Raw genomic sequence first — 22,801 nt, 5'->3', positions numbered from 1 at the left:
AATATACCAGCAGACGTCCCAACCGCTACGTTAGAGTACCCGGTCAAATTATAATATCCAGCATCGTTCCCTAAAAACGTATTGTAAGAACCAGTCAGATTACTATGACCAGCAGTATTACCCAAAAAAGTGTTAAAACGGCCTTCTGTAGTATTATTGCCCGAAAAATTACCAACAAAGGTATTATTTGACCCTGTAGTGTTAAACATTCCTGCACTGTTTCCCAAAAACGTATTATAGTTTGCGGTCTTACTATTTAAACCCGCTAGATATCCTAAGTAAGTATTGTATTGCCCAGATGAATTCCAATAGCCAGAACTGAACCCAACGAACGTGTTAAACACCCCAGAGGTATTGGCAACACCTGACATACTGCCTAAAAATGTATTGTAAGAGCCTGAACTGCTGGTTGCTCCTGCTTCATTTCCTATAAAAGTATTTGATGTTCCTACCCCTAAAGACGCTCCTGCTCGATTACCTACGAATGTGTTGGCAGTCCCATTTAGGGAGATACTCCCCGCATTAGGTCCAACTACAGTATTATATACCCCTGGAGCGAGGTCACCTTTGAATTATTTAGGTAGTAAAAAGAAGCCTGTTCAAGCATTCATTTTACTACCTATTCTAAAATGATAGTGCAAGTAAATAAGAAAAAAAAGTATAATATAATTTTCTTACATATAGTGCATTATAACAAGGCCGAAGATTACTATTGCGAAATGTATAACTAAGAAGGTTGCTATCAACCCAATCATACCTGAAATAGGCTCATAATTTCCACCTGTTCCTAGATGCTCCTCAATCTGCTGTTTCTGACTTGACTCCACCATAAAATAAACTCCAACAGCTGCTGTTAATTGAATCAGCAAAGCAATTATAAAGAAATTGCCTTCTAAAGTTTTCTTCGGAATGATTAAATAAGTAATTACTACTCCGATTATCCACCCTAAAAGTAAGCTTGTTGCATTTTTACCGCCCTCTAGACGCTTGGAGTTTTGAGACATGAAATAACCTGCACTAAAACCTCCTCCAAGAAATGTTGCAATGGAAATAGCTATTGGAGAATATACCCCGTACAATGGCACTCGAGGGGGAGGGGGAGGCGTGTAAGCCGAAGTTGATTGTGTTTTCGTTTCGTTTTCTGCGTAAGTGGACCTGGTTGTTGTATTATCTTGTTGATCTAGATTAGATTTAAGGCTCTGATCATCATCTTTAAAGGCTTCTTCAGTAAAATCTTGTTTGCCTTCATTTTCTGCCGCAGGTTTCATTACTGCCTCTTGCAAAGCGCTCAGAAATACATTACAATCAACATATCTATGATCACGATCCTTTGCAGTGGCTTTAAGCAACACTTTCATCACAGCAGATGGGTATCCAGGTACAGGGGGGAGTTCCTTGTTAAGTATATCATCTGTGATCTGTTCAGTGTCGTATGGTTCCTGGCCTGTTGTTAAAATATAAAACATTAGCCCTAAAGCATACACATCAGTTAAATGATTAACCGAAGCCGGTCGAAGAATATGCTCCTTACTTTTGTAGTAAGGAGTACCTGAAGATGAAAAGATACTAACACTACTACTAGAATTAGCACTATTCAATTCTGCATTTTCAAGGATTTTGGCGATACCAAAATCCAAAACTTTCATATTACCTGAAGCTGTTAAAAAGAAGTTGGATGGCTTTACGTCTCTGTGTACTAGGCCTTTATGATGCGCATGGGCAAATGCAGGTAAAATTTGCGAATACCATTTTAAGGCTATGGGTATAGGAACTATACGTATAGTTCCTAATTGTTCTAAGTAGGTTTGAAGATCCTGCCCCTCAAGATATTCCATAATAATCGCAACTGTATCTTCGTCTTCATAATAATCCAGGGCACGTACTATATGATCGTGGCCAATAGATGCCATAATCATTGCTTCCTTATGGAAATGCTTCCTAAATGCTTCGTTTGAAGTAAAATTTTTATGAAGAATCTTTATAGCTACAGCTGCTCCTAGACTGTTAGTTGCTTGATAAACCGCACCTTGACCACCATTAATGGATACTTCTCTAACAATGGTGTAATCCTTTATTTTAAAATTGATATAGGACATAAAAAAGAAGAAGTATAGATATGAAACTTAATATATCAACTGAACTTCCAGGCTAACCAAAGGATAATTGCGATATTTACCACATAAGCTAATAATACATTGCCTAGTGGTCGGTATCTACCACCTCTACGAATGAATTCAATAGCTTGCGGCTGTTGATTAGTCGTAAGTCTGAACATATAGACCCAACTGAGAATAGTGATTAAAACAGATATCAGTGGAGCAGAATCCGTCAATGCTGAGACTGCGTAGTAAGGTATAACAGCGAGAACCCCATTCATCATGTACTTCGATGCTTTGTCATATTCCTTAAAAACTTTACAGTTCTCAGATAAAAAATACGCGAACACAGCCGGTCCTCCCATAATTGCAGCCGTTTTCATTTGAGCCGCAGAATATATTTCATTTCCTATATTTAGCTCGAAGTTATTGTCATTGACTCTATCTGAAGTAGTAAATGGTGGTGGAACTTGAGTTGTAGAAGCTGTATAAGGAGGTGGGCTACTCTCTGGTCGCAAATCGCTTGTATCTTGACGTTTATTTTCTTGGTAACTCTTAGAGCCAACATTAAATACTGGTTCAGTAATTATTTCAGTAGGACCTTGCATTCCGGATTTATCATTTGCTTTAAATGCATCATTCGGGTTGATGATTTGGGTTTTTCCTGTTAAAAACTCAACGCTCTCTTTTGAATTAGTTGTTTCATTCGTTTTTTCATACCCCAATACCGCATTTTGTAACGCCAAAAGAAATTCGGTACATGATTCAAAACGATCTTTTACTTGTTTCGCAGTTGCTTTTAAAACCACATCATACAAGGTCTGGCTATAGATTATTGGTTTGGGCAAAGACTTGTATATAATATCATTTTGTATTTCCTTTTTACTATAAGGCTCAATTCCAGTAGTCATTATATAGAAAAGAAGTCCTAAGGAATATATGTCTGAGCGATGATCAATGCTATTTGGTCGCATGATCTGCTCTGGACTTTTGTAGTATGGGATTTCCGGCTGTATAATAGTTTTCATTCCGCCTGCCAGATTTTCGGCCAGAGCATCCTGAATTATTTTGGCAGTGCCAAAATTTAAAATCTTTAACTTTTCCGAATTAGTCAGAAATAGAGAGGATGGGTTTACATCCCGGTGTATGATTCCCATCTTGTGTGCCTTTTCAAACCCTTGAAGAACTTGGCCGTACCATTCTGTTGCCTTAGAGAAAGTTGTAACAGGATTTAGGGCCATATAGGCCTGTAAATTTTGACCATTCAAGTACTCCATGATGATCGCTACACATTCGGTATCTTCATAGAAATCGTATACGTGGGTAATATAATCGTGTTTTAATGCAACCAATAACTGCGCCTGCCTCAAAAAATGCTTACGTAGATTCTGAACATCCATGTCGCTGCTTCCTACCATCACTTTGACAGCTGCTTCGGCTCCAAGCTGATTTTTGGCATAATACACTACAGTATTCGCTCCCCGATGGAGTTCCCGAATAAGTGTATAGTCTTTTATTTTAGAATTAATAAGGTTCATAAACGAAGGAAAGGGCAAAATTATCGTCTTAAAAATGCTCTGACGCTATAATCTGAACTAGCGTCGGTCTCCATACAGCCATTTATATCCATTATCTTCCAATCACGCTCAGTCCCATCCTCATTCACCATTAGCTTGCTTCTTATCTCGTGCGTGCAATTATTCCCACCATAAGGGGTTCCTTCCCAAGTTGAAATTACATCTATGGTATAGCGTTTGTCTTTACATTCCCAATCTTTTACTTCAAATGTGGCGTTACTACCCGTAGCTGAATTACAAGTTTTCATTGCATAATATGAAAACTCAGAAGCTAATGCTTTGGCCACTTTTTCGGACCCCTCTTTTTCCTTGAACGCAGCATAGAAAGCTCCAGCCAATAATAGAAATGCGACTAATCCTCCTAAATACCAATATTTTTTGGAGTTATCAGGCTTAACTAGCAGATGACGCAACTCAGGAGCGTCCTTAACCATTTTCCAATTACCCAATTCCTGATACCATACCATGGTATCAGCGGTAAGGTGAAAAGCATACATTTCTTCAATCGCATATGGCCCTAATTGACCACCATTTTTCATTAAATAATACTTTTTCATTTTTTACGGATTACTAAATTTATAATTGAACTAATAAGTGGTAATGACTAAATTTCTTGAGAAGTGGCCATATGCAATAGGGTGTTGAGGTGAACGGTAGTGGTATGTTGAGACTGATGTTACGTTACTATGCACAAACTGAAACAATTCTTCGATGCTGATCTGCCGGTTGTTATCCTTATCTGCTTTTCCTTTCATACCTTCCAGAAGAAAATGACTGAACAGACCTTGGTGTAGCTTTGCTGATTCAATAGATGTTTCATTAGGCCTTGATGACATCAATATCACCACATCAATAGCAGGTTTACTTTCCAGTTTTGATTTTATATTTCTAGGAATATCTTTCTGCGTAATAGATCCTGAATAACAGGCGTCAGCAATACATATTTTAGTCTTTGCACGACAATTTTTGAATATTTCCTTTACCTCGCGATGAAACAATGTACTGGCTTCGGATTTATCGAAATCATAAGGAATGAAAGCTCCATGGTCGCCATGGCCAGAGAAGTAAAAAATAACTTTGTCTTCCGGTTTAGCGAATTTAAAAAGGTATCGTAGCGCGGCAGTAATGTTGGATTTTGAAGCATGATTGTTCACCAAGTATCGCATTTGATTTTGAGGAACTTTGCCGCCTAAATCGCTTCTCAGATAATTGTAGAAATTCTGTGCATCTGAGACAGTATATTTCAAATCTCCCTGGCTGGGGGGAAAGTGAAGGTAGTCTGCAATGGCTACCACTACCGCATAAGTTGTTGCAAATGATTTATTAGTGAAGCCTAGCAGAAAAGCGCTGACACAAAATATCTGAATGAGTTTCATATTGTATAGGTGTAGCAGCTACACAAATTATACTAATATTAGTTAGTATCCGGTTTTACTGTGTCTTTATTTGGGCTATTAGGGTTCAATAGCTTTTCTTCTTTTTTCTTAGCTGGCTGCTTTGATTCGCTTTTTTTGTTCTCTTTCTTTAGCTTTTCCGGTTGCTTATCTGTTGGCCTTGCTTCTCTCGGATTTTGCTCCAGCGACAACTTGTCTTTAATAAAATGGTCATAGATATAATATCCGCCTACGGTAGTTAATGCGCATAATATTGTCAGCACGATGGGGAAAATGATCCCCTGAAATATCTTCTGTTTTTCATTTTTTTGAAGTTGGCTGAAAGCTTGTTCGTCAACAGGGTATACAATTGAAGGTGGGGTTTGAGAAGGCGTCTGGGCGATAGGCAAATCAACAAATTCAGAAGCGTGATGATTAATTGCTTCACTGTGGTCTTTTATTGCTGTAATTACTTCTTCCGCATTATTCAATGGTATCACTGATGGGGTCCATGGAGTTGCAATTCCATTAACCGATCTAATACGAACTAAGTAAGCAGAGAAATTGTCCATCGACTTCTCGTTGCATCGGCTTTCAATTTCACCCAACTTATTGGTGTCACTATCATCCGAAGCCAGAATGTGTACAAGTTGATTTTCATCAACCCCCTCTAGAATACCATCAGTACAAAGAAAAAAATAGTCTCCTGCCCGAATATCAGTCACCTGAATTACGTCAGCTTGCGAAGGGCGCTCTTGGCGGCCTAAAATCGCTCTATCAATCACATTCCTTCGCGGGTGTATAAGAGCTTCCTCCGGACTAAGATCACCAGAAAGAACCAGCTTGTTTACCCATTTGTGATCACTTGTTACAAACCGGATTGTTCTTCCTCGGATGTGGTATACACGGCTATCCCCAATATGTGCGATGGTCGCGCCATTTTCGTGTAAATGAAGCAAAGTCATTGTTGTACCCATGCCTTTTGCTTCAGGATTGTTTTGTACAAACAGATCAATCTGTTCTTCGGCGTAATATAGTGCGTTAGCAATAATCATAGGATTGGACGGCTGGCGGCCAGATTCCATTACATGATCGAAAGCTTCGCACACAATATTACTTGCTTCCTCTCCTTTTGCATTCCCTCCAATACCGTCGCAAACCAAGAATAACCTGTCATACTCATGAGCCCCACCCTTCGAAGGGAAAATAGAATCTTCGTTATTATCACGCTTCCCTATTTCGTTGAGCGCTAGTGGAGGATAGGTTTCAATTTTTATCATAAAATCTGAACCGCTGAGCGGCTTACTAGTTAAGAGGGAGTGTGACTTCAAATGATCACAGTTTTGGTATACGCTTCACGTTTCACATTTTCCGTCGCGTCCGTGCTATTTTGAGTGGATTGGCGAGTTTTGAGTACAACTTTCGTTTTTCCAAGCTGAATAGTATCCCCGTCTTTAAGGATGAGCTTATCGAATTTTGAAAGCTTTCTAACCGCATTGATAAATGTTCCATTTGTGCTGGATATATCGGATATAGTAAAGATTAAAACGTTATCTGGCCGCCTCATTACTTCAATCAATGAGTGATTACGACTCATAAAAACGTCGTTTGTTTTAATCATTACATCACAAGGTTTATCTGGTGAAAACCGCCCAAGTATGTTTTTCCCAAGTTTTAGAGGGAAGGTTTGGGCTGCGGTATGTTCGTCATGAACTATTATCCAAGCTACTTCTTGTTCGATGGTAGTGAAGGCCTGATGATTTTGCTCTTGTGTTGACTTAGAAATCCGCTCAGCGGGTACTTTAATTGAATTTACTGTATTGCAGCGCGGACATTTGATTTTCAATATATTACCTGGACGAACTTTGGGATGGTTATCTTCCAAGCCTAGAGCGCTCTGGCACAGAGCACATTCACCCAATTTAACATGCCCCATAATGCAATACAATTATTAAATATTATCATCGAAACAATACTCATCCCCAACTCCGTCTGAAAATGTATCATTAGTTTCGTTCAACTCATAGGTTTCAGGGCCTATAAATTCACCATCAGCATCATTCCAATCCTCGGTTTCAGGGCTTAAAAACTCATTATCAATTTCATTCAATTCGGAGGTATCAGGACCTAAAAATTCATCACTTGTATCATCTGGGTCAATTTCATATGATTCAAATTGAGAATTTGAATCATATGTGGAGTCTAAGATTTCATCTGAATCTATATTGATTCCCTCGATCACATCTTCATCATCAATTGATTGATATTCAGCTTCAAGGGATTGCTCCGATGCAGTCTCAATCATATCGTCGCTTGACACTGAGCTTTCAACTTGAGTATCCGCTATGGTTGATTCTGTCTCTGGATTCAATGTGGCAGTCTGTGATGAAGTAGGTGCCGAATTATTATTGATAAGGGAGCTGGCAGAAGTAGTGATGTTTGGGGAGTCTTCCTGAGAAACTTGTGGGTTATTTGAAATATCCTGCACAATCTCTGGGTTAACTTCCGACTCTTCTGAGACAAACTCAATTATACTATCACTGTACTTAATCCCAGCAGCCGCAACCGCACCGGTGGCTGCACCTGCTGCTGCGGCTTTCCAAGCGGTGTTTCTCTGATTATCAGCATTTTTTCTGCCCTTGTTAATAGATCCTTGCTCATTCGTATTACTGGTCATAATAGTTTAGTTAGATTAAAGACTTAGGTTAAGCCCAGTCAGAAATGTCTGCATCATTGTTCATATCATAAGCTATATCATCGCCATTGTATGAATCAAAATTGCTTTCTTGCCAGCTTTCATTAACATCAGTAGTGCCAGAAATACTATCATGAATAGCTAAGTCGTATGTATGATCATTATTAATATCAATCAAATGCGTATCAGCAATATGGTCATTATCAGTATCAATTCCGGCATATTCAGCTACCCCATCGCCATCGAGATCTAGAACAATGGCATCGATAACCCCATCACCATTAAGATCAAACATTATGGAGTCGGCTACCCCATCGCCATTTGTATCATAAGTAATACCATCAATTACTTCGGGGTCTTCCGCTTCTGTAGAATGACTCGCCGTATGTAATTGATCACCCGAAGTCTTATTAGGAGCGGAATCAACCAGACCAGAAGCTGTGTCTAACGCTGGATCGTTGGCGGGAAATAACTCACTGGGCTCAGAACTGGAAGTATCATCCATCAACTTATCCGTGTATTCTACACCTAATGCTGCGCCCAAGCCAGTTGCTGCGCCTGATAATGATCCTGCTTCTGTAGCCGATAGCTTCTTTTTTAGACTTTTAACCGATTCCATATTATAGCAATTTTATATATTTATCTCTAATCACTTAGCCCAAATCGCTTTACAACTCCTACAAAACTTTTGTTTTTGTAAGGCTTCGAAGGGAAACTCATTAAGGTGTATTTTACAATTTGGACAGACGTATGTTGCTTTAAACCAGTCTTTTAACTGTTGGTCGAGTTCGCGAATATTGATTTTGTTGGTTTTTGTAATAACTCCAAATGAAGCAATGCGCATTACCTTGTCGACAATTGTGCCTTCTTTTAGCAAATCGATCTCTGCCAGATGCCTTCGATATTTTTCAAGTACACCTTTTAATTCTAAGAACTGGTCTGACACATCTGCTGGGGCAGGGCGGTTGAGACTATTGGTGGGCTTTCGGGTTCCTGTAAACTCTCGATTCATTATTTCCTTCAAGAGATCATCTACATCGACCCAAAGGTTTCCCAGGCGCAGCCTGTCTCCAGGATACAGTGAATAGGATGAGACGGGCTGTCCGTTTACATATGTGCCGTTAGTCGATCCATTATCTTGTATGAGCAGTTCGTTCTGTGCAATAAGTGTCAGGTACGCGTGAATACCACTTACTGTTTTCTCGGCAGGATAACTGAAAGTATTTTCTGGATTTCGGCCAATCGAGTATTTTTTTGCCATATATGATAGAGTAATCTGGATATATATCTAGGCATAAAGAAAAAGGTAACTTTATTTCATTACTATTTTAATTTTAGAGGGATTTAATAGGTTTAAAGGTCTGATTGTAAGTGTTTTGCGTTATCATTAAATCGGTGCCCGGTACTACCTGCTATTTTAGTCGCATACTTTTTGGCGCTACTTCTGTCATGATTTTTTAAGTAAGCAAGCGTAAGGAACCATTCAGAATCTTCCTGAATTTTTGGATTTGAACTTTGTGATGCAGCCTTTAAAAGTGGAATAGCTTTGTCAGGCTGGTTGTGTTGAAGCAAGCTTACGCCTTTTCTGAAGTTTTCGTAATAGAAAACTTCTTTCCCTTTCTGAGTAAACCCACCTAAGGTATTAGCGTCAGCCGTATAAGCCTCTGATAAAGTAGAGGCGTATCGGGCGTATAATCTATCGTTTCTCTGATGATTAAAATTGAGTATTCCAATGCCAAACACACATAGGAAAACCGAAGCCGCAATTAGCCAACCCCAGTTGATCTGTAACGGCTGCTTTAAGGGAACAACTTTAACATCACTTTCACTATTGCCGGGATCTCCATCAAATGCGCCTTCGGCCGCTAGGTCTTCATGGATCTTTTGAAGAGCAGGTTTAAGGGAAAGGGCTTTCAAGGCGAAATAGAGATCTATATGCTCATTTGCTTCTTTTTGTAATTCAGAAGATTCTTCAAGTTGCTGGTCTAATTCTTGCGCATCAGATTCCGGTAGGATACCTTTGGCTCTCATTTCAAGCTTTTCGATTTGTTCGTTCGTAAGAGCCATTTATACGATTGATTTAAGTAATTGCTTCAAGCTTTTAATGCAACGAAAACGTTGATTTTTAGCACTATCTTCAGATATGCCTAAGTGATCACCAATTTCTCGAAGTGATTTGGATTCGAGGTAAAACCATATTATGGTTATTTTGCACGAGTCAGAGAGCTTTTCTAATGCTTTTTCCACATTGGATAGTAGCTCTGCGGCCATAGATTTTTCTAGGAAATCGTCATTAGATGTAGGCTCTAGTGAATCACTTATAGGACCGGTATATCTTTTACGAGCGCTTTTTATTAGACTATAAAAATTGAGCTTTGCATAGTTGAACAAAGTGACGCTTGGTCTGGCGCGGCCAAGCTCATGCTTTCCCGTACAAACATTATAGTAAAAATCCTTGATGGCATCTTGAAAGCAATCTTGAGCGTCCTCTTCGGAACCATTGCTCTTAATGACAAAGTTGCGGAATGACGGGAAAACGGTCTTGTATAGAAATTTCAAGGCGCCACTGTTGCCCTGTTTTATTTCATGATACAGATTTTCGTCGACAGAATAATATGCGGCAGAATCAGTATTCACTGGATGAGAATAAGCTGAAAGTGTGGATTTGGCCTTAAAATAGTAATTATCTTACATAAATCTATAAGAATCTTTTTAAATAACTAACATATGAGTATAATTATACTCATATGTTAGTTCGACCAGTTCAAATAAACCCATCAACTAACGCTCAAACAGTAGGATTACCATTAAGAAACGTTTGATAAAAAAACATCTAGTTACTCTGCTTAAAGTATTCAACTAAGGTATTTAACCCGTGAATAGCCAGCATACCATTGCGGTCTTGCTCATAAACAGCAAAGGTCTCGGGGCACTCATTTTTAATTTTGTCCTCATATTCTGAAACTTGATATGCAAAACTAAGTGCCGACAAAAATTCAAGAGCGCTAGGGTCATATCCTTGATCCATCCGCTCGGCCAACTTAATCATTGAAGGCACATTGCTATTTAACAGAACAAGACTTTTACGGCAGTACGATCCGCAGGTACTGTTATCGTTGGCTGATGAATATATCCCTGGTAACTGACTACCTGTATTTGTGTTGTCACTACAAGACTGGCTCACAAAAAAAACAAGCACACAAAAGCCTACAAGGTGGAAAAATGAGGTGAAGCGTTTGGTCTTCATGAAAGTTTGTGTTTAGATACAGTGATTAATTTCATTGATGTATCTAAGGAGCTTTTAAAAGGTAATCAGGAATTTTGAGTTTTTTTGGTAACTGTAATTTTAACCGGGTATGGAACAACAATCTTTAATTCATTACTCAAGAAAGCTCTTGAGAGCCTATTATTATTGTGTAATCTATAACTCTAGACACACCCGTTTTTAACGTGAGTTGGGGACCAACTTGGGGGACCGAAACTGGAGCTACTAAATAGTTAATCAACTAATAATCAATTAATTGGAATAGCGAAATGACTCTCTGCTCGATTATACGATTGTAGGCCAAACGGCAATATGCCTGACTTAGGGTGCTTATCTAATGTTTTTGCCAACTGTAAATTGAGGGTATAGTTGGGGGTAAATCGGAATAATAACAATCTATATTTACTTGCAATCATATACTTAAAGCCAATTTTTGAATCCTAGTGTCCTTACCCCATTTATATTACAAAATCGCCTGATTATAAGCACTTTAAAGCCAAGAATCTCTCCCAGCTTCGGGAGCAACATGAGTCATCCCGAATTTTGAGTGATGGCAAAAGCGACCATCAATGCATTGGCGATGGCTAAACGAAGTCGATAGATCGGCACCGAAGTGTTGCGGTGCCGATTGCCTGTTCGAGGCACCCACCGCTTCAAGAACAGCGGTACCCAACCCGGCCAGTTCCGCAACAAGGACAGCAGAAAATCATACACTAAGGCCACCACGGCTAATAACTTGAGTCGACTCTGCCAGAACCACAACCGGGGTGACTCCATACCTAATTCGGCTTTGCCAGCTCGGAATGCCTGCTCAATCTGCCACCGATGCATATAGCTGTGCACCAGTTGCCAAGCCTCTTTAATCGAATCAATGGCGACCGACGTCAGCAGATACATCGGAGGTTGCTGGTGTTTCTTGTCCCGAACCACCAGCAGATACAGCGTCGTGTGAGCAAACTCCGCATGGACCACTGCCGTCCACCCCACACTCACATGCTTGGTGAGCTTGCGCTCCTTGTCGCGCAGCAATTTATGGCCCTGGGCTGGGCAGCTACGCGCCAGCAGATGGGTCTGTTTACTGCCTTTCTCAGCATGCGTCAGTAACTGGTTCTTTTTCCAGCGCACCAGAAAATCTTGCTGAAAGTGCAGCATCCACTCAATCGTCCAGCTAGTGGCGTACCCCCGGTCCAAGACATGCAACACCGACTCAGCCAACGAAGTCTGTAATGCCTTGAGCATCCGGTACATAATGTTGGTACCCACCTCCTTGTACTTACCTCGGGTGGTCCACCAACTCATCTGCACCACACTGGGCACCTTACCCAAGGCCGACAAGAGTACGCCTGTCCATTGAAAGCCCGGTACGCAGATGCGCGCTGAAGGGGGCTTGAAAAAGCCTTTCTTAATCTTGGTGAGTCGCTTGCCCTTGCTGCTTTCGACCGAGCACAGGCCTTCCACAAACCAACTCTCGGGCTTCTCCAGCCGACTCTCATCCCATAGCAGCATCGGTCGTTTGCCCAGAGTTCGTAGCTGGTTAATGCGCTGTTTTGCCAAGGCAAAGAAGAACGCATCCACCAAGGAAGCCGACCACTTGTTGGATCGTAAGAGGTTGCTGAGACGTTTGGTTCCCGCTGGCGCATGGGCATGCCCAGCGATGTATCCACCTAATTCACTCAGCAAGAGTCCCATCTTGGTGTTACGGAATAGCAGGATACTTCGGAACAGGGTTGAGAAGGTGGCCACTAGCCGTTTATCAATCTGCCCCAGAAGTTTGGCCTCCAGGGGGCGGAGATAGTGCTGGGCCTTGGCCTCTAAAAAGGCGGTACTAGTTGATTTTGGGCTGCAAATATTCTTTTTTTGCTGACATGTCTTGGACATAAAAAGACCTCCCTTCTGGTTTTAGCGTTGTGGTGATGCTCAAAACTAAGAAAGGAGGTTCTTTTTTAGATTCCCCGACAAAATTCGGGATGACTCATGTTTAGTTTGGTTGCTTAAGGCCCCAACTTCGTAAGCTTTGTGAATTGTACGCCCTGGCCGTTGATAGCCGTTACCAGCAAATCACTGGCCTTTTGGTTAGTTAACAGTACGGTAGTTCTGGCATTACCCGGAATCATAAGGCCACTTTCCCGGTTGGGCACCACTCGAAAATGGCCGTGCCCATCTCCTAGTAATAATAACCCTACCGACGCATCCTGCCGACCCATATTTACTTCGTTTTCGTAAAAATTACCGGTCAATACGATGTCCAGTTTGCCGTCCTGGTTATAGTCGAAGGGAACAATTCCAAAAACAGGCGATTGCTGGGCCAGCAGCGGCAGCGGAGTTAGTTTAAACTGACTGTTTCCCAGATTTTCGATATAGGCACTTTGCAGATTAGTCGCTTTTGCCTGATACGCTCCGGCTAGTTCATCGGACGAAAATAAATCCGCGAACCTGACGCTGGCGTAATCAGCGTAATACTGATACTTACGCCGAAACTGAATAATCTGCTGATTGAGCGCATCCCGAGGAATAGCCGGGTAGCTAATGCCTTTTATAAAATAACCCATGATCGGGTCGAACGTACCGTCGTTGTTAAAATCTTTGGCAACCAATGACACAGGTTCCTGCGTCGATGCCCGGTATAACGTATTGAGTCCTTCGTTACCGGCTATGTAGTCCAGATCGCCATCGTTATCAAAATCGCCCTGCGCCAGACTATTCCACCACCCTACGGCTGCTACGTCTTTGCCAAATGGGTCTGCTAAACGGGTTAGCTTATAGGTTTTCACACCCCGGTTCGTTGTCCAGGAACCCTGTGCCACGCCAATCGGCATCCACTCACCCGCCACAATCAAATCGGGGCATTTATCTTTGTTTATGTCGGTCCAGATGGCACTGCAAACAAGCCCTGCCTCCTGTAGCCAGGGAAATACCTGTGCCGTTACGTCGGTGAATCTGGCGACTCCGTTCGCCGTGTCGTTTCGAAGCAGATAACTACGGGCTGGCAATGGGTATTTGCCCGGAATAAGTCGCCCGCCCACAAATAAGTCGAGATCGCCGTCCTGATCGAAGTCGGTAGCCGTAATGCAGGAGCCACTTCCCGACAGGTCGGGTAACGCATTGGCTGCGGCCAGACTGAACGTACCGCGCCCGTCGTTGAGGTACAATTGATCCTGATAGAACGCTTTATCCGACGCATCGCGTTGCGCTCCTCCACAAACGACGTATAAATCCAGATCCTTATCACCGTCGGCGTCGAAAAGCAGGGCCGCCGTATCGTCGTGCTCCCCGTGTATCGATAACGGAACCTGCTTAAATCCTCCCTGGGGTGTTCTTACCAGAAAACAGGCTTTGCTGCCTGGATACGTTCCACCGATAAAACAGTCTTCCAGCCCATCGCCGTTTATATCGCCTGACGCCAGAGCCATACCACCGCGCGATACCATCTTATGCAGGGCCGCTGTCTGTTTGAAATCGACAAAATTGGGGGTCTTGTGCGCAAACGCTGGCGTTATTGGTACAGATACAGCCTCAAACAAGGGCTGGCTGGAAACTGACGCTGGCGCTTGGCCGTCAACAGCGCTGGTGGCCCGAACCGTAATACGTCGATCGACCGGCAGCCGATATTGCGTACTTATTTTTCCGTCTGGCCATTCGATACGTAGCGAATCGATGAGGGTTGATTCACCAACGCCAAAATGAAGCGCAGGTTCTACCGACGACTGATAACCACGAACGACAAATAGTTCGCTGTGTTGCATCTCCTTGCCGGTCCAGATGGTCACTTTCGTACCGATGCCCTGCCTATTTCCAGCTTCGCCATCGAGCTGAACTGACAGGTAATGCTTTGGCGCTGTTTGCTGGGTCGTGTTCCGATAGACGAGCGCTTCAGAATCGACGGCATTGACAACCAGATCGAGATCGCCGTCGTTGTCCAGATCGGCATAGGAAGCACCACTGCAATAGTCCATAGAAGCAAGCCCCCATTCGTTCGATACGTCACTGAACGTTAAGTCAGCCGTATTGCGATAAGCGTAGTTGGGCACTCGTACTTCCGGGACCTTTTTCATCAGTTCCTCCCGCTTGTCTTTCTGAAACTCAGTTGTGCCGAAGCCCGAAAATTCTTCCGTAAACTGAATAAAATCGCGATCCGTTACGTCGCGCCGATAGCCGTTCGTGATGAACAGGTCTTTACGACCATCGTTGTCATAATCGCCAAAAAGGGCCGACCAGCTCCAGTCGGTTTTTGCTACGCCAGCCAGCAATCCAATCTCCGAAAAATGGGGAATCTCAGGCACATCGGCAGTCTTAAGCGCTACGTTCTTTACCCGGCCCAGATTGAGTTGCAGCGAATTACGCATGTACTGCATCTGGTACAAATAAGGCTCGGCAATACTTAATTCCTTGCGATCATAATCCTGACCAGCCAGCATCATTTTTTGCCGGGCGTTTTCTTCCGGCAACATATCGAGCTGGAAAATATCGGGCAGGCCATCGTTGTTAAAATCGGCAATATCGACCCCCATACCGTACAGACTGGTGTGGGCCGTTGCATCCCGAATCACATTGGCGAACGCCTTTTGCTTCCCCTTATTTATGTACAGAATATCGCTGCTGATAAAATCATTCGAACAGTAGATGTCCGGGTAACCATCTTTATTGAGATCACTGATGGCCAGCCCAAGGCCTAGCCCTTCATACCGAATGCCGGCCTGTTTCGATACGTCTTTGAAAACAGGATGCCCTTCGGTGCTACCGATGTTTTCATACAATTTTCCGGTACTGGGATGCGACCCATCATCAAACGTTCGTCGGAGCGTATTGGGGTTTTGCAGATCAGGCCCGGTATTGAGCAGATAAGCGTCCAGATCGCCATCGCGATCGTAATCAAAAAAAGCGGTTTGTGTGGTGTAACTCTCATCAGCAAGGCCATAATCAGCCGCCATTTCTTTGAAAAACGGCACGCCATTCTTTAGCCCCTGATTGATGAATAACAGGTTGTTCGATTTAGGGATTCCGGAATGCCTGGCCACACTGACGTACACATCCAGCCAGCCATCGCCATTCAGATCGACCATCGATATACCCGTACACCAACGGTTGGTCGATATGCCTGCTACGTCGGTAATATCGTCAAATTTCCAGGTATGAGAGACCGTATCGATGCGGTTCAGATACAACCGGCAACTCACCTGATTGCCGCCCAGAAACAGGTCGGGTTTGCCATCGTTATCGACATCGCCAACGCCAACGCCCCCACCATTATAGAAATTCGTAAACGTAAAGGCATTGAGCTGATCGTTGGGAGTCAGCGTATTCGCAAACGTAACGCCGGACTCACTCGTAGGAATCAGTTCGAAACGGCCTGGCGAAGCCCTCTGGCAAGCCATACTGAACAGACATACGCTAATAAGAGCCTGGCACCAAAACGAACGATAGGACTTCATATTCCGCCAAGAATAACTTTTCAACCATAAAAGCGAAGACTAGCCAGAACTAATGCTAGCCTCCGCTTTACAGGGAAGGTAATAGGGGGTGGGTTTATAGTTTCTGGTTTATAGTTTATGGTTCGTGGTTTCTGGTTTAAGGATAGTCATCTATAAACTATAAACTATAAACCACAAACCAAAAACCATAAACCACTAACCAGAACCAGCTTAGTAGCCAGGATTCTGATCTTTCTGATCAACTTTTGCGTTGTTATCAATCTCCGTCTGCGGAATTGGGAGCAACTCATGTTTACCCTTCTGGAAGTAGCTAAACGGCTCAGTCGTAAGCTTTCCGGCTTTCCGCCAGCGTACAATATCCCGATTGCGCACCTGCTCTCCGCTCAGCTCAACACGCCGTTCGTGAACGATGGCCGCAAAAACCTGATCTTTTGTACTAACTGGGTATCTGGCGGTTGGATAGGCAGGCATTTCGACGCCTTTACGAGCTCGAACCTGGTTTAGATACGTAACGGCGGCTGCCGAATTACCGAGTTCATTTTCGCATTCGGCCATGGCCAGCAGCGTTTCGGCGTAGCGCATAATCCGTTGGTTAATACCGCCCGTCAGAAATGACTGATCCGTTTTATACATCAGTGAAAACTTCCGCCAGCTTACTTTCATGGTTGTTCCGCCGACAACCGATGAGTTTCCGTTCTGGGCAGCATCCGTCAACGTATTCAGATCGTTGTTGTATTTGTCGCCGGTGGTATAGAACGACTTGGCATAGCGGGGGTCATTCTTCGCATCGCCTTTCTGCGTTCTTTCGAATTCGTTCAGCAGGCTGTTCGATGGAATTACGTTACGCCAGCCGATAGCCGAATACTCTTGGGTCCGCACAGTTTCGGTACCCGCCGTTGCGCCATTCCCGTTGCCATCCCAGTTGTAATTGCCGCCCGATGGGTAAAAGTTGATTTCCCAGATTGACTCTTTATTGAATTCCGTTTCCTCAATGAAGTTATCGCCGAAATTATCAACCAGGCTGTACACACCCGACGAAATCACTTTTTGCAGCTCGGTTTTCGCATTGGCGTAATCGGCCTGCTGTAAATACACCCGAGCCAGCAACATTTGAGCGGCTCCTTTGGTAGCACGGCCCAGATTGCCCGTATCATAACTTAAGGGAAGCGCATCCTGAGCGGCTTTCAGATCAGCCACAATAAAGTCATACACTTCCTTCTCGGCAGCGCGTGGCAAAGCACCATCGACCGACGTTACGTAGGTTTTATACAACGGAACGCCACCCCACATGGTTACCAGATCAAAATAAGCCCAGGCCCGGAGGAATCGTGCTTCGGCCAGCAGTCTGCTTTTGGTTTCGGCAGCCAGATCGCTCACGTTAGCCGACAAATCCAGCACCGAGTTAGCCCGGTGAATAAGCCGGTAGTAGCCGGTCCAGACGCTACTCATGACGGCATTACCGGCATCGTGGCTACCTAGTAGCAATTGGTTACGGGGCGTTTCGAGCTGCCCTCCCCCCGACGCTACGTCGTCGCTACGTAGATCGTGCAGAAAAAACCACTCGCGCGATGTCAGCGCGTTCGATTTGGCCGATGCGTATATGGCCGTAACAGCGCTGGTCAGTTCAACACCATTTTTATAGTAGTTATCGACCGTAACACCGTTCGGATTGCTTTTTTCCAATACCTCTTCCTTACAGCCCGAAATCAGGCCAAGAAACAGTATGCCAGTTACTAAAAATTTTCGTTGCATTTCCTTAATCAATTAATAGGGTTCGGGGATAGTATCAAAATCCAAAGTTCAGGCCGACCAGAAACGTGCGGGGTTGTGGATACTGACCATAATCAATACCATTCGTCAGGAGTTTACTGGTATCTCCCGAATTTCCGTTGACCCCAATTTCAGGGTCCAGACCCGTGTATTTTGTGAAGGTCAGCAAGTTGGTAGCCGAGACATAAATGCGGAGTTTGCTGAGCGTATTTTTTGAAATCCGATTCAATACGTCGGCCGGAACCGTATACCCAATACTGAAATTCTTCACCCGCATGTAGGAACCACTTTCGATAAACCGATCGGAGGTACGGCTGTTGTTATTTGGGTCGCCGTTAACAGCGCGGGGAACATCCGTATTCGTGTTGGTTGGTGTCCAGGCGTTCAATACGTCGGTGCCTGCGTTAAACAGACGTAACATACCTTGCTCAATCACTTTTGTGCCATTATAAATTTTGTTTCCCTGGACGCCCTGCAGATAAACGGTCAGATCGAAGTTTTTATAGTTAGCTCCGAAATTGAGCCCGTAGCTGAACTTGGGAATAAAGCTACCCAGATAAGTCCGGTCATTGGCGTCGATGATGCCATCGCCGTTCAGGTCCTTGAACTTGATATCACCAGCCGACGTATTCTTGGTTGGATCGTGCGCTTCGCGCGTATCGGGCCGGTTCTGACGGGGTGAACTATAGACCTGATCAACCGACGAGAAAATGCCGTCCACTACGTATCCATAAAACGACTGGATAGGCTGGCCCGCTTCGGTCTTCGTTATGTCATAACCACCAAAATCCTGATTCAAACCAGAATAGATGGTAGCGCTAGGCGTAGCCAGGCTTACGATACGGTTGCGGGTAATATCGATATTTCCCGATACGTTCCAGCGGAAATCGCCCTGGCTCTGGTTATAACCCGCCTGGAACTCATAACCCCAGTTTTTCATGCTGCCGATGTTAGCCAACGGTGCCGATGCATACCCAATTGAGTTCGGAATCGGTACGTTCAGCAGAAGACCGTCGGTTAGTCGATTGTAGACTTCAGCGGTGAACGTAAACTTATTGCTGAACAAGCCCACATCAACCCCTACGTTCGACATTTTGGTGGTTTCCCACTTCAGTTCGGTATTACCCAGCGCATCGAAATACGAGCCCAGCGTTCTGGTCGCGCCAAAAATATAGTTGGTGTTATCGGCCTGCACTAAGGTCTGCCAGGCGTAATTACCAATACCGTTAAAACCGGTTTCGCCATAGCTGGCCCGCAGTTTCAGCTCAGAAACGGCAGGAACCGACTTCATAAACGACTCTTCGCTGATACGCCAGCCCACCGAAGCCGATGGGAACGTACCCCACTTGTTGCCGGGCGCAAAGCGCGAGGAACCATCCCGACGCACCGACGCGCTCAGCAGATATCGTCCATTGTAGTCGTAATTAACCCGACCCACGTACGAAATCAGGCTGCTTTCCTGTAAGTCACTGGTTGTTCCGGGGTTCGATACGCCCTGTAATACATCAATATCGTTGTTAGGCCGGTAGCCTGTCGAACTCAGGTTGCTGCTCCGAAACGTTTGTTTTTCAGCCACTGCCGTTACGTTGATCAGATGTTTGCCAAAGCTCTTTTCGAAGGTCAGCTGGTTCGTCAGAATCGGCGAGTAGTACATCGTCCGGCTATCGTTCAATTGCTGCTGGGTGCGTCCCTTATAGCCATCGTTATAAATCGGAAAAATATCGTTGTTGCGGCTCGACACAATATCGGCCCCAAAGCTGAAACGGTACTTCAGAAAGTCGGTGAATTTAATTTCTGTGTATAGCGACCCCAGAATTTTTACCCGCTGCGAATAGCTTTGATCCATGAGCGCAATCCGAACCGGGTTGTCGGGATCTGAACCATCAGCTGCCGTTGGAGAGCTATACCCGCCTACTTTGGTTGGATCGGTAACGGGCCAGTATGGTAAATTCCGAATGGTCTGCATGACGGCCGTACGGCCACCGCCAAAGCCCTGTTCGCCACGGGTTTTGTCATACGAAATCATCAGCGTTTGCCCGAACGAGATGGCTTTGGTAATCTGGTGATCCGAGTTCAGACGAACGTTTCCGCGTTTGTAATTGGTACCGATCAGCACGCCTTCCTGATCAAAATAACCGGCAGACGCAAAAAACCGTGATTTCTGGTTTCCTCCCGATATCGAAATCTGGTGCTGCTGAATGGGTGCGGTCCGGAACATAACATCCTGCCAGTTGGTGTTCGTCTGCGCAAAGGTCTGCGTAGCTCCCGTATAGATTGGCGTATTCAGATTGTTCAACCGATCGGGCAGCGCAATACCGGCATTGCCATTCAGGGCTTTAGCATATTGAACGTACTGATCTGTATTGAGCAAGTCCAGCTTTTTCCAGACACTCTGCGTACCAACGTAGCTATCGACATTCACATGAAGTTGTCCGTCTTTCGATCCACGTTTGGTAGTGATAATGACAACACCATTCGACGCTCTGGACCCATAAATAGCCGCCGAGCTGGCATCTTTCAATACCTCCAGCGACTCAATATCTTTAGGATCGAGGTTGTTCAGATCGCCCGATGGAATACCATCGATTACGTAGAGCGGCCCCGATGCAAAGTTGATGGAGCCTATCCCCCGAATCCGCACGATAGGCGACTGCCCTGGGCTACCATTATTCACAACCCGAACGCCCGGAACCCGTCCCTGTAACGCCGACTCAGCACTTATAACGGGTATAGCGGTCAAATCTTTAGGCGTTACCGACGAAACAGCTCCTGTTACGGAAGCTCGTTTCTGGGTTCCATAACCAACCACGACTACTTCTTCCAGAGCCCGTTCGTCTGGTTGTAGCGTTACGTTCAACAGCGTTTGATTGCTGACCGGCACCTCCCGCGATACGTAGCCTACGAAGCTAAAAACCAGAACAGCATCAGCAGGCGCACTAAGTGTGTAATCGCCGTCGCCATTGGTGGTTGTTCCGCGCGACGTTCCTTTGATAACCACGCTAACGCCGGGAATTCCCTGCCCATTGGCATCGGACACTTTTCCGCGAATATCGGCCAGCGGGCGCTCTGCCGAAAGAAGTGTAAAGCCAATCCGCTCTAGTCGGGCAATGTTGATTGCTGGCGTACTTCCCGATGCTTCCGGTTCACCTTCGTTAAAACCCTTCGTTTTAATCTGGTTGATTTTCCGCGAATTTGACTTCCCCGACTCTTTACTCGGCACAATCACATAAAAGTTAGTCTGCACTTTCTCAAACGACAAGCCAGTGTCGGTCAGAATAGAAGACAGCGCATCTTCAACAGAGCCGGCCCGATGAGCAGGCAGCAACACCCGGGTATCGATCTGGTTAGTCCGGTAAATAAAGGAGACATGGTATTGTTTTTCTAACTCCGCCAAAGCAGCTTTCAGCGTCAGCACCGTCTGGGCTTTTGTTTGCTGAACAGAGTGCCCCACATTCGACGCCAACAGCTGAGCCTGGGTCGGTATGGTGCTGACCAGCAGCATGTTTACTAAAAATAGTAGTCGTTTCATAAGATAGGACTCGGGTTTATTCTATTTGGACGTGGTTATTATGTTGTGTAATTTTTAAATCAAAAAGGGTAGATAATCCTTTTAGAATAGTGGCGGCATTTCGACTGGGAATGGTACCGGAGAATTTCTGTGCCCGTAACGTGGTGTCTTTAATGTCTACCTGCAGGCCATACGTATCGTGCAGTAGCGTAGCAATTTCGGCCAGCGTAGTACCACTAAAAATAAGCTTGTTCGTCCGCCAGGAAGAATGAACCTGGGCATCAACTGGTTTTTTGTAGAATACTTTAGCCTGGCTGTCGGCAAAAAACATTTCTCCGGGCTTCATCTCCAGTCGATTTTTGGCATTATTGGCCATACACAACTGAATGCGACCTTCATTCAAAACAACTTTCGTAGCCGATGCCCGTGTGTAAACGTTGAAGCGAGTGCCTAACACCTCCACCTTCATTTGTCCGGGAAGTTTTACCTGAAAAGGCTGATGGTTTTGGGTATGCACAACTTCCAGAAAAGCCTCTCCTTTCACCCAAATTTGCCGGGGCTTGTCGGATGGCCAGGCTTTGGCATACTGAATCGACGAATTACCATTCATCGTCACAATTGACTGGTCCGGCAAAGTCACACGCCGTATCTGACCATAATCCGTTGTAAGCGTGATTAACTCCGGCGTAAGATTCCGCTGGTAAAGCCACCAGAAACCGGTTGCTAACAACACAAAAGCAACACTGGCAGCCACCAGCCATCGCCAGGTCGAACCGAGCCGACGCTCACTCTTTTCGGACCAGGCAAGCTTGGGTCCTGCTTTTTTATTGGCCTTAATTCGCTCGAAGAGCCGCTGGGCATGCTGACGCTCGTAAACATCCAACGGAAGGGCCTCAAGAGTCGGCAACTCTTTTGTCAGTAAAGCCTGTAGCTGCCGCTGGCCTTCTTCGGTCGCCAGAAACTCCAGGATGATCCGGGCTTCTTCCGGTGAGCATTCATTCCGCAAATACCTCTGAAGATGCTCTGTATTCATGTATAATCAGTAATAGGTCAAGACGCTCTTTAATAGATACACAGAGCGCGACCAG

17 protein-coding genes and 1 pseudogene are annotated in these 22,801 nt (G+C 44.6%); all 18 read right to left on the bottom strand.

Annotated features, from left to right (window positions below):
- Window positions 1-371, bottom strand: a pseudogene (locus GK108_RS31170) (hypothetical protein); the annotation flags it as partial.
- 303 nt (window positions 372-674) lie between these two features.
- A complete protein-coding gene (locus GK108_RS21850) occupies window positions 675-2,096 on the bottom strand; it encodes a serine/threonine protein kinase (RefSeq protein WP_163953095.1) in 1,422 nt (473 codons plus the stop codon).
- A gap of 35 nt (window positions 2,097-2,131) precedes the next feature.
- On the bottom strand, window positions 2,132-3,634 hold the full coding sequence (locus GK108_RS21845) for a serine/threonine-protein kinase (RefSeq protein WP_163953093.1): 1,503 nt from the start codon (window positions 3,632-3,634) through the stop codon (window positions 2,132-2,134).
- 20 nt (window positions 3,635-3,654) lie between these two features.
- Complete coding sequence (locus tag GK108_RS21840) at window positions 3,655-4,230, bottom strand: DUF4339 domain-containing protein (RefSeq protein WP_163953090.1); 576 nt, start codon at window positions 4,228-4,230, stop codon at window positions 3,655-3,657.
- 30 nt (window positions 4,231-4,260) lie between these two features.
- Entirely contained in the window at window positions 4,261-5,049 is a 789-nt protein-coding gene (locus GK108_RS21835) for a caspase family protein (RefSeq protein ID WP_163953088.1), read from the bottom strand.
- A gap of 38 nt (window positions 5,050-5,087) precedes the next feature.
- Window positions 5,088-6,326, bottom strand: coding sequence for a PP2C family protein-serine/threonine phosphatase (locus GK108_RS21830; RefSeq protein WP_163953085.1), 1,239 nt, complete (start codon window positions 6,324-6,326; stop codon window positions 5,088-5,090).
- Between the two features lie 47 nt (window positions 6,327-6,373).
- Window positions 6,374-6,982, bottom strand: coding sequence for an FHA domain-containing protein (locus GK108_RS21825; protein WP_163953083.1), 609 nt, complete (start codon window positions 6,980-6,982; stop codon window positions 6,374-6,376).
- A 15-nt stretch (window positions 6,983-6,997) separates the two neighbouring features.
- A complete protein-coding gene (locus GK108_RS21820; protein WP_163953080.1) occupies window positions 6,998-7,723 on the bottom strand; it encodes a hypothetical protein in 726 nt (241 codons plus the stop codon).
- A gap of 28 nt (window positions 7,724-7,751) precedes the next feature.
- Entirely contained in the window at window positions 7,752-8,360 is a 609-nt protein-coding gene (locus GK108_RS21815) for a hypothetical protein (RefSeq protein ID WP_163953078.1), read from the bottom strand.
- A gap of 30 nt (window positions 8,361-8,390) precedes the next feature.
- On the bottom strand, window positions 8,391-9,002 hold the full coding sequence (locus GK108_RS21810; protein ID WP_163953076.1) for an FHA domain-containing protein: 612 nt from the start codon (window positions 9,000-9,002) through the stop codon (window positions 8,391-8,393).
- Window positions 9,003-9,094: 92 nt separating this feature from the next.
- The gene (locus tag GK108_RS21805; protein ID WP_163953074.1) at window positions 9,095-9,808 is read right to left on the bottom strand and encodes a hypothetical protein; all 714 of its coding nucleotides are present in this window, start codon (window positions 9,806-9,808) and stop codon (window positions 9,095-9,097) included.
- Complete coding sequence (locus tag GK108_RS21800; RefSeq protein WP_163953072.1) at window positions 9,809-10,378, bottom strand: RNA polymerase sigma factor; 570 nt, start codon at window positions 10,376-10,378, stop codon at window positions 9,809-9,811. It lies immediately after the preceding gene.
- Between the two features lie 196 nt (window positions 10,379-10,574).
- On the bottom strand, window positions 10,575-10,988 hold the full coding sequence (locus GK108_RS21795) for a hypothetical protein (protein ID WP_163953070.1): 414 nt from the start codon (window positions 10,986-10,988) through the stop codon (window positions 10,575-10,577).
- A 549-nt stretch (window positions 10,989-11,537) separates the two neighbouring features.
- Window positions 11,538-12,884 carry a transposase gene (locus tag GK108_RS21790; RefSeq protein ID WP_163953068.1) on the bottom strand — a complete coding sequence of 449 codons (1,347 nt, stop codon included), beginning with the start codon at window positions 12,882-12,884 and terminating at the stop codon, window positions 11,538-11,540.
- 113 nt (window positions 12,885-12,997) lie between these two features.
- Entirely contained in the window at window positions 12,998-16,378 is a 3,381-nt protein-coding gene (locus GK108_RS21785; RefSeq protein ID WP_246225061.1) for a VCBS repeat-containing protein, read from the bottom strand.
- 267 nt (window positions 16,379-16,645) lie between these two features.
- Window positions 16,646-18,187, bottom strand: coding sequence for a RagB/SusD family nutrient uptake outer membrane protein (locus tag GK108_RS21780; protein WP_163953063.1), 1,542 nt, complete (start codon window positions 18,185-18,187; stop codon window positions 16,646-16,648).
- A 34-nt stretch (window positions 18,188-18,221) separates the two neighbouring features.
- Window positions 18,222-21,734 (bottom strand): SusC/RagA family TonB-linked outer membrane protein, encoded by a 3,513-nt coding sequence (locus tag GK108_RS21775; protein WP_246225060.1) that lies wholly within the window; start codon window positions 21,732-21,734, stop codon window positions 18,222-18,224.
- A gap of 16 nt (window positions 21,735-21,750) precedes the next feature.
- Window positions 21,751-22,746 (bottom strand): FecR domain-containing protein, encoded by a 996-nt coding sequence (locus GK108_RS21770; protein WP_163953060.1) that lies wholly within the window; start codon window positions 22,744-22,746, stop codon window positions 21,751-21,753.
- Between the last annotated feature and the right edge of the window lie 55 nt (window positions 22,747-22,801).

It is taken from the genome of Spirosoma terrae (assembly GCF_010435915.1).
GTDB classification, from domain to species: domain Bacteria; phylum Bacteroidota; class Bacteroidia; order Cytophagales; family Spirosomataceae; genus Spirosoma; species Spirosoma terrae.
The sequence above is the reverse complement of the archived record's forward strand: the minus strand, read 5'-3'. Positions and strand labels throughout refer to the sequence as shown.